This is a genomic window from Kitasatospora sp. NPDC057936 (assembly GCF_042887525.1).
Lineage (GTDB): Bacteria > Actinomycetota > Actinomycetes > Streptomycetales > Streptomycetaceae > Kitasatospora.
This window is the reverse complement of the sequence record NZ_JBHVPD010000009.1, coordinates 74813-89982: the sequence shown is the minus strand read 5'-3', so window position 1 is coordinate 89982 and position 15170 is coordinate 74813. Positions and strand designations below refer to the sequence as shown.

Genomic DNA, 15170 nt, shown 5'->3' with positions numbered 1-15170 from the left:
GCGTCAGGATGGGAGCGAACCGTCCGCACTCGATCCGCCGGGGGATCCCGTCATGCAACCGCGAGCGTTCGCGATTCTCACCGCCCTGCTGCTCGGCGTCCTCGGCCTGGGCTCGGTGGCCGTCACCGACTGGTCGCCGGCGAGGGCGAACGCGGCGACCGCCCAGGTCGCCGCCACCGCCGCCTCGCCCGACGGCACCCCCGCCGCGAGCGCCACCCCGACCGGCGACCCGGCGGTCTGGACCCGCTCGACGCTGCGCAACAAGATGATGGCCGAGATGGACGCCACCGACCCCGGCGTCGCCCTCGCCGACCTCGACAAGATCACCAAGGAGAAGCCGTACACCGTGCGCTTCTGCCACCCGATCGCGCACGAGCTCGGGCACGCGGCCGTCAAGCGGTTCAACGCCGACTTCCAGAAGGTCATCTCCTTCCCGCACGAGACCTGCGCGGCCGGCTACCTGCACGGCGCCGTCGAGGAGATGCTGAACGCCTCCACCCAGCCCGAGGTGGACCTGCTCAAGCTGTGCGCTCCCAAGAACAGCGGCCCGTGCATCCACGGCGTCGGCCACGGCACGATGTTCGTCGCCAAGCAGGACGTGGCCAAGGCCCGCGACCTGTGCAACAAGTTCACCACCGACCAGAACCGGATCCGCTGCTCCGAGGGCCTGTTCATGCAGCTCTTCGGCCCGGACGAGGAGGACGAGCAGGCCAAGGCCAACCTGCCCACCGACAAGCTCGCCCAGGACCCGCTCTACCCGTGCAAGGACCAGCCGTCGCTGTTCCAGTCCGCGTGCTACTTCTACGCGCCGACCTTCTACCTCTCCTCGCACGACTACCCGAACCACCCCGAGGTGTACGCCGACGCCCTCAAGTGGTGCCTCAACGGCAAGGCGAGCGGCGGGGCCGTCGACTGCAGCCGGGGCGTCGGCTCGCGGACGATGAAGTACAACCTCGACCGCGAGGACTGGGCCGCCCAGCAGTGCGCGACGGCCGCCGACGGCTGGCAGCGCAAGGCCTGCGCGGAGGGCCTGGTCAGCTACTACACGGTGAACTACACCGACGGCGGCGCGGCCGGACGGCTCTGCGCCAAGATCACCAACAAGGAGATGCAGGGCTACTGCCGCTCCGCGAGCGGGCTCTCCGCCTCGCTGGACTGAGCCCGCCGTCCCGGTCGACGGGCCCGCGCCGCACGGCGCGGGCCCTTTCCGTACCATCGGCTGATCACCCGGTGCGCCGAGGACGCCGCGCCCCCTCCGCACCGCTGGAGCACGCCGCATGGCAACCGACGACTTCCGCACCGCCGCCCACGCCACCGCCGACCTCGTCTCCGACCACCTCGCCGAGCTGCCCGGCCGCCCCGTCTGGCAGCCCATGGACGACGCGGCCCGCAGCGCCCTCCTCGACGCCCCGCTGCCCGCCGACGGCCGCCCGCTCGCCGAGCTCGTCGAGGCCATCGGCCGGGACGTCCTACCCCACCCCATGGGCAACGGCAGCCCGCGCTTCTTCGGCTGGGTCAACTCCGCCCCCGCCGCCGCCGGCGTCCTCGCCACCCTCGCCGCCTCCGCCATGAACCCCAGCTCCGCCGGGGGCGACCACGCCGACGTCCACCTGGAGCGCGCCGTCGTCCGCTGGATCGCCGAACTCGTCGGCTTCCCGCACCCGGCCGGCGGCGGCCTGCTCACCTCCGGCACCTCGATGGCCACGATCGTCTGCCTCGCCGCCGCCCGGAACCGCGCCGCCCGGCGGGCCGGATGGGACGTCCGCGAGGACGGCCTCGCCGGAATGCCCCCGCTGGTCGGCTACGTCACCGGCGAGACGCACTCCTGCGTCCGCAAGGCCGCCGAGCTCCTCGGCCTCGGCAGCAGGCACCTGCGCACCGTCGCCACCGGCCCGGACGGCCGCCTCGACACCGCCGACCTGCGCGCCGCGATCGAGCGCGACCGCGCCGCCGGGCTGCTGCCCTTCCTCGTCGTCGCCTCGGCCGGCACCGTCGGCACCGGCGCCGTCGACGCCTTCGGCCCGATCGCCGACCTGTGCGCCGAGCAGGAGCTGTGGCTGCACGTCGACGGCGCGTACGGCGCCTTCGGCGTCCTCGACCCCGCCATCGCCCACCGCTACGCCGGACTGGAGCGCGCCGACTCGCTCGCCCTCGACCCGCACAAGTGGCTCGGCGTGCCGGTCGACTGCGGCTGCGCGCTGGTCCGCGACACCGACGAGCTGCGCGGCACCTTCAGCCTCGTCCCGTCCTACCTGCGCGACGAGGCCGCGGGCGAGCTCGGCTGGTTCTCCGAGTACGGCACCGAGCAGACCCGCCCGTTCCGCGCGCTCAAGGTGTGGGCGACCATCGCCCACAAGGGCCGCGCGGGCCTCTCCCGCGACATCGCGCGGTGCACCGCGCTCGCCCGCCGGCTCGGCGAACTGGTCGAGGCCCACGACGAGTTCGAGCTGCTGGCCGAGGTGCAGACCTCGATCGTCGCCTTCCGCCACCGCCCCGCCGGGCTGGCCGGCGCCGACCTCGACGCGCTCAACCGCGAGCTGCCCGTCGCCGTGCAGCGCCGTGGCAAGGTCTTCGTCACCGGCGCCCGCCTGGACGGGACGGAGATGCTGCGCGCCTGCCTCCTGAACGCCGACACGACGGAGGCGGACCTGGAACTCCTCCTCGCCGAGGTGGCGACGGCCGCGGCGGACCTCCGGAAGTAACGCCCGGGCCGATACCTTAACCCGCAGGTCACGGGAGGTTCGTGGACGGGAAACACCACACGGGGACAGTGGTGCCATGGAGCACACGGAGCACACCACGACAGCCGTCCACACCTCCGCAACGCCCACCCCCTCCCGCACCCGGACCCGCACCCACCGCTGGCGCCGCGACACCGTCGAGCTCGCCGCCGTCTTCGTCTCCGTCACGGCGGCCGACCTCGTCGCCAAGGTCGTCGTGAAGGGCCACGACGGTCCGGTGCTGCTCGCCGCCTCGGCGGTGGCCCTGCTGGCCACGACGCTGTTCCACACGTGGTGGTCCCACCGGCAGCACCTGCACGGCCCGCCGCCGCCCCCCGCCACCGAGATCGCCCCGACCGCCCTCTGGCGGGTCCGCGCCACCGTCGAGGACTCCCCCGCCGGCCTGGCCCGCGTGTGCACCGCGTTCGCCGAACAGCAGGTCATGATCGTCTCGATGCAGTCGCACCCGCTCCCCCGCGGCGCCGTCGACGAGTTCTTCCTCCGCGCCCCGCACGCCCTCTCCGGCACCGACCTGGCCGCCCTCGTGACCACCGGCGGCCACGACCTCCTGGACGCACCGACCCGCATCGTGTGAGCGGAAGCCGGAGAGGGCCCGCGGGGCCCCGGGCTCAGCCGTTGTCGGGCTGGACCACGCAGACGGCGTTGCCGAGCATCGAGCCGAAGCCGCCGAGGAGGGAGCCGGTCACGGACTTGCAGGCAGCAGCCTCCTGCGGGGTCTTGGGGCCGTGGTTGCTGCTGTCGGCGGCGGCGGGCTGGGCGAGGGCGAGCAGCAGGGCGCAGCCGGCCATGGCGAACACGGTCTTCTTCAACGACATGGAGAAGCCCCTTCGGGGTCGAGGTGGGTTCGGCGGGGAGCCGAGCCATCCCTATCCGAAGGGGCTTCCTCGCTCACGGATCCTGGGCCATCCGTGAGCGTGTCCGCGTCAGTGCCCACGCGCCATCCGCTCCAGCGCCCGGATCGCGGCGGCCAGTTCGACCACGCCGTGCTCCTTGAGGACGCCGTAGTGGTCGGCGGTCAGGTCGACCACGGTGGGCGGGGCGGCGCAGTAGCCGGAGCTGCCCTCGATGAAGGAGTAGTCGTCGCCGGTGGCCTTGAAAATCGTCACCGGGACGTCCAGCCGGCGCTCGGCGAGCTCGCGGAAGCTGTACTCGAACTCGTAGGTCTCGCCGACGATCCGGACGATCCGGCGGACCACCTCCTCCTCCAGGGTGGGGAGCAGCCGGCGGATCGAGGTGACGAAGGTGTCCTCGTCGGCGGTCTCGGTCAGGCAGCGCTCCAGCTCCGGACCGCTGATCCGGCCGGTGAACACCCCGAACAGGATGGTCACGTAGGCCGGGTTGGCGTACGAGGCCTCGCGGCCCCACGTGCGGCCGTCGGCCCGGCGCACCTCCGGGTTGCCGGGGCAGATCAGCAGCAGGTTCTCGACCCGCCGGCCGGCCTGTTCCAGCTGCCAGGCGGCCTCGAAGGCGACCCGGGCGCCGAAGGAGAAGCCCCACAGCGTGTACGGGCCCTCGGGCTGCACGCGGCGCAGTTCGGCGACGTCGGCGGCGGCCATCTCGCGGATGGTCGGGTACGGCGTCTCGCCCGCGTTGATGCCGTGCGCCTGGATGCCGTAGAAGGCGCGTCCGTCACTCGCCTCGCGGCCGAGCAGGCGCAGGTTCATCGGGTAGCCGCCGAGGCCGGGCCAGCAGAACACCGGTCGCTCGGGGGTGCCGGGGTGCAGCGGGACGAGCCGTGAGGAGGCCGCGGAGCCGGCGCCGGCCGACGCGTCCGCGATGCGGGCGGCGAGGTCGGCGAGCTTCGGGCACTCGAAGACGACCTGGAGCGGCAGGGCGGTGCCGAACGCGCGGTTGATGCGGTTGACCAGGGCGACGGCGATCAGCGAGTTGCCGCCGGCGGCGAAGAACTCGTCGGCCGTCGAGACCGTGGCCGGGTCCTCGTACCTGAGTGCCTCTCCCCAGGCCTCGGCGAGCCACCGCTCCTGCGGGGTGGCGGGGGCGACGTACTCGCCGCGGACGTCGGCGTCGCGGACGGTGTCCGAGGCGGCGAGCGCCTTGAGGTCGACCTTGCCGTTGGCGGTCAGCGGCAGGGCGTCCAGCACGAGGACGCGGTTGGGGAGCATGTAGTCGGGCAGCAGGTTGGCGAGTTCGTCCTTGATGATCTCGGCCGGTCCCTTCATGTGGACGGTGTCCTCGTGCATGCCCTCGCTGCGGACCTGCTCCTCGCTCACCTTGCCGCCGAGGAAGAAGTACGACGGGCCGGTGGGGATCCCCGCGGCGCCGAGGATCTCGTCGAAGCGGCGCGAAGCGGGCAGCGGGTGGCCGGACTTGGAGCTGTAGCCGGAGGACATGAAGCCGAAGGACAGGCCGTTGCGCTGGAGGTGGTGCAGCTTGGTGCCCAGGGCGACGTACTGCAGCCACTCCTCGCCGGCCCGGCTGACGGCGGTGATGCCGAAGGCCGAGCGGGCGTAGACGGCCTGGTTGATCGCGATGACGTGGCGGGACTGCACGACGTCGTCCGAGACGCGGGTCAGCTCGCCGCCGGCGTGGCGGTACAGGCCGGCCGGCAGGCCCTCGACGCGGTCCTCGTGGGCCTGGACGTACACCTCGGTCGGGTCGGCCTGCGGCGTGCCGTCGCCGCGGACGACGGCGAAGCTGCCCAGGTAGTGGTCCTCGTCGGCGACGTCCAGCCGGTCCTTGACCGCCGGGTGGAAGCCGAGCGGGCGGACGTCCAGACCGTACTCGGGCAGCACCTCCTCGAAGACGCCCAGCATGTGGCCGGTCTCGAACTCCAGCACCTCGCGGATGTTGTTGGTGTAGACGGGGGCGATGGCGCCGGTCTTGCCGGAGAAGTGCAGCGTCAGGTAGGGGTCCTGGCGCTCCTCGGCGTCGCCGACGCGTATGAGGCTGTGCTCGACGGGGTGGTAGTAGTACAGGCCGGCCCCGAGCCCGTCGAGGCCGCCGGTCTCCAGGTAGAGCTGGGTCGCGTACAGCGCGCCGGGCGAGGCGTAGGCGTACTTGGGCAGCAGCCGCTCCTCGCTGTGGAACTGGCCGAACCAGCGCAGGACGCGGCCGAGTTCGGGCAGGCTCAGCAGCTCCAGGCCGCGCCCGAAGGCACCCGCGGGGCGCGGGGCGAGCAGCGCGGCGAGGTCGTCGCGGGTCACCCGGCCGCCCTCGTAGAAGCGGTAGGTCTTGCGGGCGAAGACCTCCCGGCGCTGCGCCGCGGTCCCACGGCGGCCGGGCAGGTCGACGTGCGGGCGGCCGGCGAGCTGCCCGAGGTCGCGCAGGCCGGGGTCGGAGAGCTGGGCCTTGACCTGGAGGCGCCCGGCCTTGGACTGGTGGTGGCGGCCGTGGTTGCCCTGGTCCATCAGGGCCGCCTCACGCGGATTCAGCTCGACGCAGGCGATCAGGTTCTGATGGCCGGTGCGCTCGTCGGCGGTGACGATCGCGGCCGAGCGGCGGACCCAGGTGTGCTCCTCGATCGCGCGGGCGATCTCGTCCAGCTCGACCCGGTAGCCGCGCAGCTTGACCTGGTTGTCGACGCGGCCGGCGAACTGGAGGGTGCCGTCCGGGTTCCAGTGCGCGAGGTCGCCGGTGCGGTAGAGCCGCTCGTGCGGGGTGAACGGGCAGGCGACGAAGCGCTCGGCGGTCAGCTCGGGGCGGTGCAGGTAGCCGCGGGCCAGCTGGACGCCGCCGATGTACAGCTCGCCGGTCTCCCCCTCGCCGACCGGGACCAGGTCGGCGTCGAGGACGTGGCACCGGGTGCCGTCGACCGGCCGGCCGATCGGCACCGCCCCGGCGCCTTCGCCGAGCGCGGCCGGGTCGACGACGTGCGCGGTCGCGTTGATCGTGCACTCGGTCGGCCCGTACAGGTTGACCAGGGTCGCCCACGGCAGGGCGGTCGTGAGGTCGCGGGCGAGGCGCAGCGAGAGCGCCTCGCCGCCGGAGAAGATCCCGGTCAGGCTGCGGCTGTCGGCGAAGCCGTCGGTGTCGAGCAGCGCCTGGAGCAGGGTCGGCACGCACTGCAGCGCGGTCACCCCGTGGCGGCGGACGGCGGCGACGAGCGCCTCCGGGTCGCGGTAGAGGCCGGGCGCGCCGGCGACCACGCGGGCGCCGACGGCCGGGGCGAGGATCTCCCACTGGGCGGCGTCGAAGCTCATCGGCGTCTTCTGCAGCACGGTGACGTCCTGGCCGAGGTGGCCGGCGCCGTGCATCCAGCGCAGCTGGGAGACGACGGAGCCGTGCTCGATCACGACGCCCTTGGGGCGGCCGGTGCTGCCGGAGGTGTAGATGACGTAGGCCAGGGACTCCGGCGCCGGGTGGGCGCCGTCGTCGGGACGGACGGCCGGGGCGTCCGCGAGCGTGACGACCTCGGTGCCGGCCGGGGCCAGCGCGGCCAGCCGCTCACGCAGGTGCTCCTGGGTGACGACGATCCGGGTGCGGCTGTCCTCGATCATGTAGCGCAGCCGGTCCTCGGGGTACTCGGGCGACAGCGGCAGGTAGCCGGCCCCGGCGTACAGGACGCCCCAGGCCCCGGTGACCAGCTCGGCCGACGGCTCGGTGAACAGGCCGACGGGGGTGTCGGCCCCGGCGCCCAGCCGGCGCAGGAGGCCGGCCAGGCGGCGGGCGTCCTCGCGCAGCTCCGGGAAGGTGAGGTCGCGGCCCTCGCCGACGACGGCCACCGAGGCGGGCCGGGTGCGCGCCTGGTGGTCGAGCAGGCCGGTGAGCGCGGTGGCGGCGGGGGCGCGCCGGGCGTGCGGCACGGCGGTGGTCGCGGTGGCGGGGACGGACGGGGTGGTACGCATGAGAGAGCCTTCGTTCGTGGACTGACACGCCCCGGCGCCCTGTGTTCGTCAGGAGCGCCGGACATGTCCACCACCGTCGGCCGCCCGTTGTCCCGGCCACATGAGGCACCGGTCTGGACCTCTGCCGGCTCCGTCCCGGCCCGACAGGGACCTTCTGCCGGATCCGTCCCGGCCCGACAGCGCCTTCCACCGGATCCGTCCCGGCCCGACAGCGCCTTCCACCCGGATCCGTCCCGGCCCGACAGCGCCTTCCGCCGGATCCGTCCCGGCCCGGTCACGGGCACGTCCCGGGTCCGTCCCGGACACTCGTGCGTTCACGATCGCGTAACCGCGCCGAAGCGCGGTGTCGGTAGCGTCGCCTCCATGACGGCATCGCACACGCGCTTCGAACGGCTCTGGACCCGGTCTTTCGGCAGGTCCGACCGGAGGTGCGCGGTGCCCGAGGGGCCCGGTGGCCGGGTGGCGCTCCTCGACGCCCCGCTCCGGGCCGCCCGGACGCACCCGGCGAAGGGCCGGCTGCACGCCCTCGTCGCGGAGGAGCCGCTCCCCGCCCGGCTGTCCCTGGCGGACGGGACCGCGCTGATCGTCCGCGCGGCCGGTCCGGCCGACAAGGCCGGGGCCCGGGCGATGCACCAGCGCTGCTCCCCCGCCTCGCTGCGACTGCGTTACCACGGGCCGGTCCGCGACTCCGACCGCCACCTGGACCACCTGCTGGACGGGCGGCACGGGCGCAGCCTCGCCGTGACGGCCGGGGACGGGCGGATCGTCGCCCTCGGGCACCTGATGTGGGACGACGGGGAGGCCGAGCTGGCCGTCCTGGTGGAGGACGGCTGGCAGCGGCGCGGGCTCGGACTGGCCCTGCTGCGCCGCCTGGCCGCGATGGCCCGGGCCGCCGGGATCGGCACCGTGTACGCGGTGACCCACGCCTCGAACGCGGGCCTGATCACGGCGATGCGCCGGCTGGCCGTGCCGCTGGACTTCCGCGCCGAGGACGGCACCCTCGTGATCACCGCCGCCCTGGCGGGCGCGGAGCCGGCGCCGCACCGTCCGGCCTGCTGATCATTTCTTCACCACATTCTCACCGGGAACCGTCCGGCCCTCCGGCGGCGTCCTCCTTCCCGCGGGAGCTCCGTCCGTACACCGCCCTTCCTGACGGCACGTCAGGCCGCCCGGGGCGGGCCCCGGGGGGCGCGTCGCAGCAGGCGGCGCGGGGTCCGGATCGTGGGGCCGGGTGACGGAGTCGGTAGGCTGGCCCCGTCCCCGCCGCCCGACGGCCCGTTAACCGGCCCCCGGGCGGTGCCGCAGCAAGGAGGAACCACTGAGCATGGCAGGCACCGAATCGGAGCCCACAGGCGCGCGCGACGCCTCCCTGCCGGCCCGCGCCAAGATCGCGGTCACCGCCGGCAAGGTCGCGGCCGCCGTGTCGCGCAAGGCCGGTCGCGGCAGCGGCTCGGTGATCGGCGGCAAGGTCGCCCTCAGGCTCGACCCCGACCTCCTCGCCACCCTCGCCGACCACCTCGACGTCGTGCTGGTCAGCGCCACCAACGGCAAGACCACGACCACCCGCCTGATCGCCGAGGCGCTGCGCGCCGCCGGCCCGGTGGTCTCCAACGCCCTCGGCGCCAACATGCCGGCCGGCATCACCTCCGCCCTGGCCGGCGGCTCGGACGCCCGCTTCGGCGTGATCGAGGTCGACGAGAAGTACCTGGCCGGGGTCGCCCGCGACACCCGCCCCAAGGCGATCGCCCTGCTCAACCTCTCCCGCGACCAGCTCGACCGGGCCGCCGAGACCCGGATGATGGCCGAGAAGTGGCGCGAGGGCCTCCAGGACACCGAGGCCGTGGTCATCGCCAACGCCGACGACCCGCTGGTGACCTGGGCCGCCTCCTCCTGCAAGAAGGTGGTCTGGGTGGCCGCCGGACAGGCCTGGAAGGAGGACGCCTGGTCCTGCCCCGCGTGCGGCGGCGTCATGCAGCGCCCCGGCGACGACTGGTTCTGCCAGGAGTGCGGCTTCCGGCGCCCCAACCCGCACTGGGCGCTCCAGGGCACCCACGTCATCGACCCGCAGCGCGGCGCCTGGCCGATCCAGCTCCAGCTGCCCGGCCGGGCCAACCTGGCCAACGCCACCAGCTCGGCCGCCGTCGCCGCCGTGTTCGGCGTCTCCCCGCAGGTCGCGCTGGAGCGGATGCGCTCGGTGACGGCCGTCGCCGGCCGCTACGACGTCGTCCAGTACCAGGGCCGCGACATCCGGCTGCTGCTCGCGAAGAACCCGGCCGGCTGGCTGGAGACCTTCTCGCTGATCGACGGCCCGCCCGCCCCGGTCATCCTCTCCGTCAACGCCCTCGACGCCGACGGCACCGACACTTCCTGGCTGTGGGACGTCGACTACGAGCGCCTCGCCGGGCACCCGGTCTTCGTGATGGGCCAGCGCAAGCTGGACCTGGCCGTCCGCCTGGAGGTCGCCGGACTGCAGTTCCACGTGGTGGACACGCTGGAGCAGGCCGTCCGGATGGCCCCGCCCGGCCGGATCGAGGCCATCGCCAACTACACCGCCTTCCAGCAGCTGCGGAAGGTCGTGGCCGGCTGATGCCGCGCCCCCACGCCCCTCTTTTCGTGACGGAAGGCCTTCGAGGATGAGTGAGAGCAGCCTGCGCGTGGTCTGGGTCTACCCGGACCTGCTCAGCACCTACGGCGACCGCGGCAACGCCCTGGTCGTGGAGCGCCGGGCCCGCCAGCGCCATCTCAACGTGACCCGGATCGACGTCCGCTCCGACCAGGCGGTCCCCACCAGCGGGGACATCTACCTGATCGGCGGCGGCGAGGACCGGCCGCAGCGCCTGGCCGCCGAGCGGCTGCGGGCCGACAGCGGCCTGGTGCGGGCCGCCGAGAACGGCGCGATCATCTTCGGCGTCTGCGCCGGCTTCCAGATCATGGGCCACGAGTTCGTCAACGACCTCGGCGAGCGCGAGCCGGGCCTCGGCCTGCTCGACGTCTGGACCACCCGCGGCGAGGGCGCCCGGTGCGTCGGCGACGTGCTCGCCGACGTCGACCCGCGGCTCGGCCTGCCGCAGCTGACCGGCTTCGAGAACCACCAGGGCGTCACCCACCTCGGCCAGGGCGTCCAGCCCTTCGCCAACGTCGCCGTCGGCCGGGGCAACGGCACCGGCGACGGCACCGAGGGCGCCTGGCGCGACACCGTCTTCGGCACCTACCTGCACGGCCCGGTGCTGGCCCGCAACCCCGCGGTCGCGGACATGCTGATCAAGCTGGCGCTGGACGTCAACGCCCTGCCGCCGGCCGACACCACCTGGTACGACGCGCTGCGCGCCGAACGCATCGCCGCCACGACGCGCCCCCAGTAAGGGCTTGTCTTCGGACTCCCGTCTGCCTGGCGACGCCTGGGCACGCGCCTCGCGGCGTTGTCGTCGGTCGCCTATGCTCCGCATGGACTTCCTCCTCCGCCTTGCGATGCGCGCACCCAGACGCCGCCAGGCCCGCCCTTACGGGCGGACGACGGGAGTCCGAAGACAAGCCCAGTACACCCGTACGCCCCAGCCGGGTGCCCGCCATGCGGTCACCCGGTCCACGGGCGGCCCGGAACGTACGACAATGGGGGCTGCCGGCTGCACACCCTCCTCGGCAGCAGGCTGCACTTCCACGCGGGGGCGCCGACGGCGCCGCTCCCGCGTCGGCTCCTGCCCGGCCGGACCAGGGGTCGTATGCTCGACACCACGGCCTTTTTCGGGCGTTCTGCCCGATTCGGCCGATCCTTCACCCCACGGTCAGCTCCCCGCCACCCCGGCGTGGGAACGCACCGCTACGGTGACGGCTCGTCGTCCCAGCCTGTAGTCCGGCCGTTCCTCGGTTCTGCTCGGGAGTTGCAAAGCTAATGCGTATCGGAGTGCTGACCAGCGGCGGTGACTGCCCCGGCCTGAACGCGGTGATCCGCTCCGTGGTCCACCGGGGGGTGGTCGACCACGGCGACGAGATCATCGGGTTCGAGGACGGGTGGCGCGGCTTCCTGGAGGGCCACCACCGCCCCCTCACCCTGGACTCGGTGAGCGGCATCCTCGCCCAGGGCGGCACGATCCTCGGTTCGTCGCGGGTGCAGCCCAGCCACCTGCGCGACGGCGTCGAGCGCGCCAAGAAGTACTGCTCGGACCTCGGCCTGGACGCCGTCATCCCGATCGGCGGCGAGGGCACCCTCAAGGCCGCCAAGCTGATGAGCGACGCGGGCCTGCCGATCGTCGGCGTGCCGAAGACCATCGACAACGACATCGCCGCCACCGACGTGACCTTCGGCTTCGACACCGCCGTCTCGGTCGCCACCGAGGCGCTGGACCGGCTGAAGACCACCGCCGAGTCGCACCAGCGGGTCATGGTCGTCGAGGTCATGGGCCGGCACACCGGCTGGATCGCCCTCAACGCGGGCATGGCGGCGGGCGCGCACGCGATCGTCGTCCCCGAGCGGCCGTTCCACATCGAGCAGCTGACCGCCGTCGTCCGCGAACGCTTCGACCGGCAGAAGAAGTTCGCCATCGTGGTCTGCGCCGAGGGCGCCAAGCCCGAGCCCGGCACCATGCACTGGGAGGAGGGCGTCAAGGACATCTACGGCCACGAGCGGTTCACCGGCATCGCGACCCAGCTCTCCCGCGAGCTGGAGCACCGGCTCGGCAAGGAGGCCCGTCCGGTGATCCTCGGCCACACCCAGCGCGGCGGCACCCCGACCGCCTACGACCGGGTGCTCGCCACCCGCTTCGGCTGGCACGCCGTCGAAGCCGTCCACAAGGGCGCGTTCGGGCACATCACGGCGCTGCAGGGCACCAACATCAACCTGGTGCCGCTCGCCGAGGCGGTCGCCGAGCTGAAGACCGTCCCGCAGGAGCGCTACCTGGAGGCCGAGACGGTCCTCTGACCTCGTCCTCCCGCTGCGGAGCCCCCGGGTCGCTCGCGACCCGGGGGCTCCCGCGCGTCCGGAGGACGCTCCGGAGGGCGCTCCGGCGGTGGCCCGGGTTGGCGTCCCCCGCCCGTGACCCCGGAGGTAGCCGGGCCCCGCCCCGGCTGCCGTTGCCGGTGGCGGGGGCGAGGGCCCGGACGATGTGGCGGGTTACGGGAGTTTCCACTGCTGGTTGGTGCCCCCGTTGCAGTCCCAGATCGCCAGCCGGGTGCCGTTGGCGGTGGCGAGGGCCGGGTCGTCGAGGCAGCGGCCGGACTGGGTGCTCTTGAGAGTGCCGTCCGGCTGGGGCGTCCACTGCTGGTTGGCGCCCGCGTTGCAGTCCCAGAGCTCGACCGGGGTTCCGTTGACGGTGGCGGCGCCGGTCACGTCGAGGCACTTGCCGCCGTGGGTGAGGGTGCCGTTGGACCAGGTCCACACCTGGGAGCCGCCGCCGTTGCAGTCCCAGAGCTGGACGGCGGTGCCGTTGGCGCTGGAATCGCCGTTGTCGTCGACGCACTTGCCGGGCAGCGCGGAGGTGATCGGGCCGGTGTGGGTGGTCGGGGTGCCCGGGGTGAGGGCGAAGTTGTCGAACTGGTCGGTCCGGTAGCCGGTCACGCCGAGGCCCGCCTGGCCGTTGGTGAAGCTGCCGTCGGTCGCGCTGCCCACCGTGACGCCGTCGACGGCGGCGGTGAGGGTGGTGTCCTGCATCGAGAGCGCGACGGTGTGCCAGCTGCCGGTGCCGGGGGCGGTGGTGGTGCCGCTCGCGAGGGTGGTGAAGTTCCAGCTGGTGTCGCTCTTGTCGATGGACCAGGCGCCGGTGTCGCTCACGCGCAGGTGGTAGGCGTTCAGGCCGTTGTTGTTGCGGCCCTGCTGGTTGACCCGGCCCAGGAGTTCGACGGTGCTCGACTGCTCGAAGAGGGTGTCGGCGGTGACCGTGTAGTTGGCCCAGCTGCCGTCGCCCATCATCGTGTACGGGGCGTCGTACGGCTCGTCGGTCCAGCGGATCGGCGTCGCCGGGGCCATCTGGCGCAGGCAGGTGCCGGTGCGGCCGCCGCCGCACGGGACGGTCCGGAAGGCGCCGTTCATGTCCGTGAAGTACCTGGGCGAGGTGGTCGTGGCGGGCGTCTCGAAGTCGTCCGCGTACGGCAGTCCGAGCGCGGCGGGGGCCGGCGGGGTGGCGGCGCCCTTGCCCTGGCCGGTCGTGGTGGTGACGGTGTAGACGTGGCCGGGCCGCAGGGTCAGCGCGAACGAGCCGCCCTGCGGCGTGACGTCCTGGGTGTGGACGAACCAGTCCGCCGGGTCGGCCGAGCCGAGGTCGGTGGACCACACGTGCACGGTGCCGGTGGACAGGCCGCCGGTGACGGTGAAGTTCGCGGTCTGGGCGGCGGTGGCGTCGGCGGTCTCGATGACGGTGCTGTAGTCGGTGGTGTTCGGTGACTTCAGCGTCACGTAGCTGCCGTTGGCGCGCGCGCCGCCGAGGTACCCGCCCGCCGAGTCGATGTAGCGCCAGCCGGGCTGGACGAACTGGGCGGTGTGCGCGGTGACCCACGTGGTCCTGCCGATCGTGTAGCTGCCGGACCAGGGCTGGTCGGCGATCGACATGCCGGCGGTGGAGAAGAACAGGTTCGGGTAGAGCGCGGCGATGACCGGCCAGTTGATGAACGAGGTCATCCGGCCGTCGAGGTAGCCGCGGTTGATCGCGCGCGCGACCGCGGGGGCACCGTCGTTGGCGTCCTCGGAGCCGTTCTCGCTCGCCCACAGCGGCTTGCCGAGCGCCCGGGCGTTCGCGGTGCTGGGGCAGTTGGTGAAGGAGCCGAGGTAGCCGCAGGGGTAGTGCACGCCGACGACGTCGACGGCGTTCCTGAAGGCCTGGTCGGTGGCCATGGCGTCGGCCACGGCCCAGGAGTCGTCGGCGGCGACGACCTTGGTGGCGCCGTAACCGTGGGAGACCAGCGCGCTCTTGAGGTTCTCGTACCAGGCCGCGTTGAAGCCGCGCTCGTTCCAGCCGCCGAGGTAGGAGACGGCCAGGTGGTGCCGGTCCGCGCAGCCCATCCAGGACATCAGGTAGTCGATGGTGTCCCGGGACCAGAAGTTGCCCCCGCTGCCGGTGTCGCCGATCCAGCCGGGGGCGCCCCAGGACAGGCCGTAGAACGTGATGCCGGGGTTGCGGGCGAGGGCCTGCTCGGCGAGCCACCACTCGTAGCCCTGGTCGCAGTCGACGGTGCCCCTGGTGTGCTCGATGCTGGGCTCGGCGCCGTCGGTGGAGTTGGTGTCGCCGCCGATCTCCAGCTTCAGCACCTGGAGCGAGGCGCCGTAGCCGGGCTTGAACAGGTAGTCGAGCACCTGGCTGCGCTGCGGCTCCGGATAGTCGGCCAGCAGGCGCGAGTTGCCGCCGCCGCCGGAGATGGCCCCGATCCCGTCGAAGGTGAGGCCGGGCCGGGTGCCGTCGACGGTGACGGCGGTCTGGACCGGCGTGGCGGCGTGGACGGCGGAGGGTGTGGCCAGGCTGCCGAGCGCGCCCAGCAACAGCGCCAGGGCGCCGAGGGCGGTGCGGAGTTTCGAGGGTTGGTAGCTGCGACCCATGGGCGTCTCCCGGGACGGATTGGCGAGGGGATGACCGGGCAGGAGCGTAGACCCAACTTCCAACACCAATCAACAATCTGACACCACATCAAACGTCGGATTCCT

Annotated in this window: 10 protein-coding genes; 7 read left to right on the top strand and 3 right to left on the bottom strand. The window is 73.2% G+C overall.

Translation table 11 applies throughout. From position 1 onward, the window contains the following. The first annotated feature begins 52 nt into the window (after positions 1–52). The 3 genes from ACFVU9_RS07585 to ACFVU9_RS07575 all read left to right on the top strand — a co-directional run bounded on the left by ACFVU9_RS07585 (position 53) and on the right by ACFVU9_RS07575 (position 3315). Complete coding sequence (locus ACFVU9_RS07585) at positions 53–1159, top strand: hypothetical protein (RefSeq protein WP_387590977.1); 1107 nt, start codon at positions 53–55, stop codon at positions 1157–1159. 118 nt (positions 1160–1277) lie between these two features. Continuing rightward, positions 1278–2702, top strand: coding sequence for a pyridoxal phosphate-dependent decarboxylase family protein (locus ACFVU9_RS07580; RefSeq protein ID WP_387590975.1), 1425 nt, complete (start codon positions 1278–1280; stop codon positions 2700–2702). A 76-nt stretch (positions 2703–2778) separates the two neighbouring features. After that, on the top strand, positions 2779–3315 hold the full coding sequence (locus ACFVU9_RS07575) for a hypothetical protein (RefSeq protein WP_387590973.1): 537 nt from the start codon (positions 2779–2781) through the stop codon (positions 3313–3315). Between the two features lie 34 nt (positions 3316–3349). Here the strand turns inward: ACFVU9_RS07575 and ACFVU9_RS07570 are convergent, their stop codons facing one another. Both ACFVU9_RS07570 and ACFVU9_RS07565 read right to left on the bottom strand, forming a co-directional pair. Then, positions 3350–3556: a hypothetical protein gene (locus ACFVU9_RS07570; RefSeq protein WP_380443711.1), complete on the bottom strand. Its 207-nt coding sequence runs from the start codon at positions 3554–3556 to the stop codon at positions 3350–3352. Positions 3557–3664: 108 nt separating this feature from the next. Further along, the gene (locus ACFVU9_RS07565) at positions 3665–7546 is read right to left on the bottom strand and encodes an amino acid adenylation domain-containing protein (RefSeq protein ID WP_387590970.1); all 3882 of its coding nucleotides are present in this window, start codon (positions 7544–7546) and stop codon (positions 3665–3667) included. 363 nt (positions 7547–7909) lie between these two features. Between ACFVU9_RS07565 and ACFVU9_RS07560 the strand changes: the two genes are divergently transcribed. The 4 genes from ACFVU9_RS07560 (at position 7910) to ACFVU9_RS07545 (ending at position 12461) form a co-directional block, all read left to right on the top strand. Beyond that, positions 7910–8605, top strand: a complete 696-nt coding sequence (locus tag ACFVU9_RS07560; protein ID WP_380443715.1) for a GNAT family N-acetyltransferase — start codon at positions 7910–7912, stop codon at positions 8603–8605. Positions 8606–8870: 265 nt separating this feature from the next. After that, positions 8871–10133, top strand: a complete 1263-nt coding sequence (locus ACFVU9_RS07555; protein WP_359959229.1) for a MurT ligase domain-containing protein — start codon at positions 8871–8873, stop codon at positions 10131–10133. Between the two features lie 46 nt (positions 10134–10179). Further along, complete coding sequence (locus ACFVU9_RS07550) at positions 10180–10908, top strand: glutamine amidotransferase (protein WP_329931992.1); 729 nt, start codon at positions 10180–10182, stop codon at positions 10906–10908. Between the two features lie 527 nt (positions 10909–11435). Beyond that, positions 11436–12461, top strand: a complete 1026-nt coding sequence (locus ACFVU9_RS07545) for a 6-phosphofructokinase (RefSeq protein WP_329931993.1) — start codon at positions 11436–11438, stop codon at positions 12459–12461. A gap of 192 nt (positions 12462–12653) precedes the next feature. Here ACFVU9_RS07545 and ACFVU9_RS07540 read toward each other — a convergent pair whose 3' ends face one another. Continuing rightward, positions 12654–15065 (bottom strand): ricin-type beta-trefoil lectin domain protein, encoded by a 2412-nt coding sequence (locus tag ACFVU9_RS07540; protein ID WP_387590966.1) that lies wholly within the window; start codon positions 15063–15065, stop codon positions 12654–12656. Between the last annotated feature and the right edge of the window lie 105 nt (positions 15066–15170).

Bases quoted from the DNA above. Each gene is read 5' to 3' on its own strand.
- ACFVU9_RS07585 (WP_387590977.1), top strand. From the start codon at position 53: ATGCAACCGCGAGCGTTCGCGATTCTCACCGCCCTGCTGCTCGGCGTC.
- ACFVU9_RS07580 (WP_387590975.1), top strand. From the start codon at position 1,278: ATGGCAACCGACGACTTCCGCACCGCCGCCCACGCCACCGCCGACCTC.
- ACFVU9_RS07575 (WP_387590973.1), top strand. From the start codon at position 2,779: ATGGAGCACACGGAGCACACCACGACAGCCGTCCACACCTCCGCAACG.
- ACFVU9_RS07570 (WP_380443711.1), bottom strand. From the start codon at position 3,556: ATGTCGTTGAAGAAGACCGTGTTCGCCATGGCCGGCTGCGCCCTGCTG.
- ACFVU9_RS07565 (WP_387590970.1), bottom strand. From the start codon at position 7,546: ATGCGTACCACCCCGTCCGTCCCCGCCACCGCGACCACCGCCGTGCCG.
- ACFVU9_RS07560 (WP_380443715.1), top strand. From the start codon at position 7,910: ATGACGGCATCGCACACGCGCTTCGAACGGCTCTGGACCCGGTCTTTC.
- ACFVU9_RS07555 (WP_359959229.1), top strand. From the start codon at position 8,871: ATGGCAGGCACCGAATCGGAGCCCACAGGCGCGCGCGACGCCTCCCTG.
- ACFVU9_RS07550 (WP_329931992.1), top strand. From the start codon at position 10,180: ATGAGTGAGAGCAGCCTGCGCGTGGTCTGGGTCTACCCGGACCTGCTC.
- ACFVU9_RS07545 (WP_329931993.1), top strand. From the start codon at position 11,436: ATGCGTATCGGAGTGCTGACCAGCGGCGGTGACTGCCCCGGCCTGAAC.
- ACFVU9_RS07540 (WP_387590966.1), bottom strand. From the start codon at position 15,065: ATGGGTCGCAGCTACCAACCCTCGAAACTCCGCACCGCCCTCGGCGCC.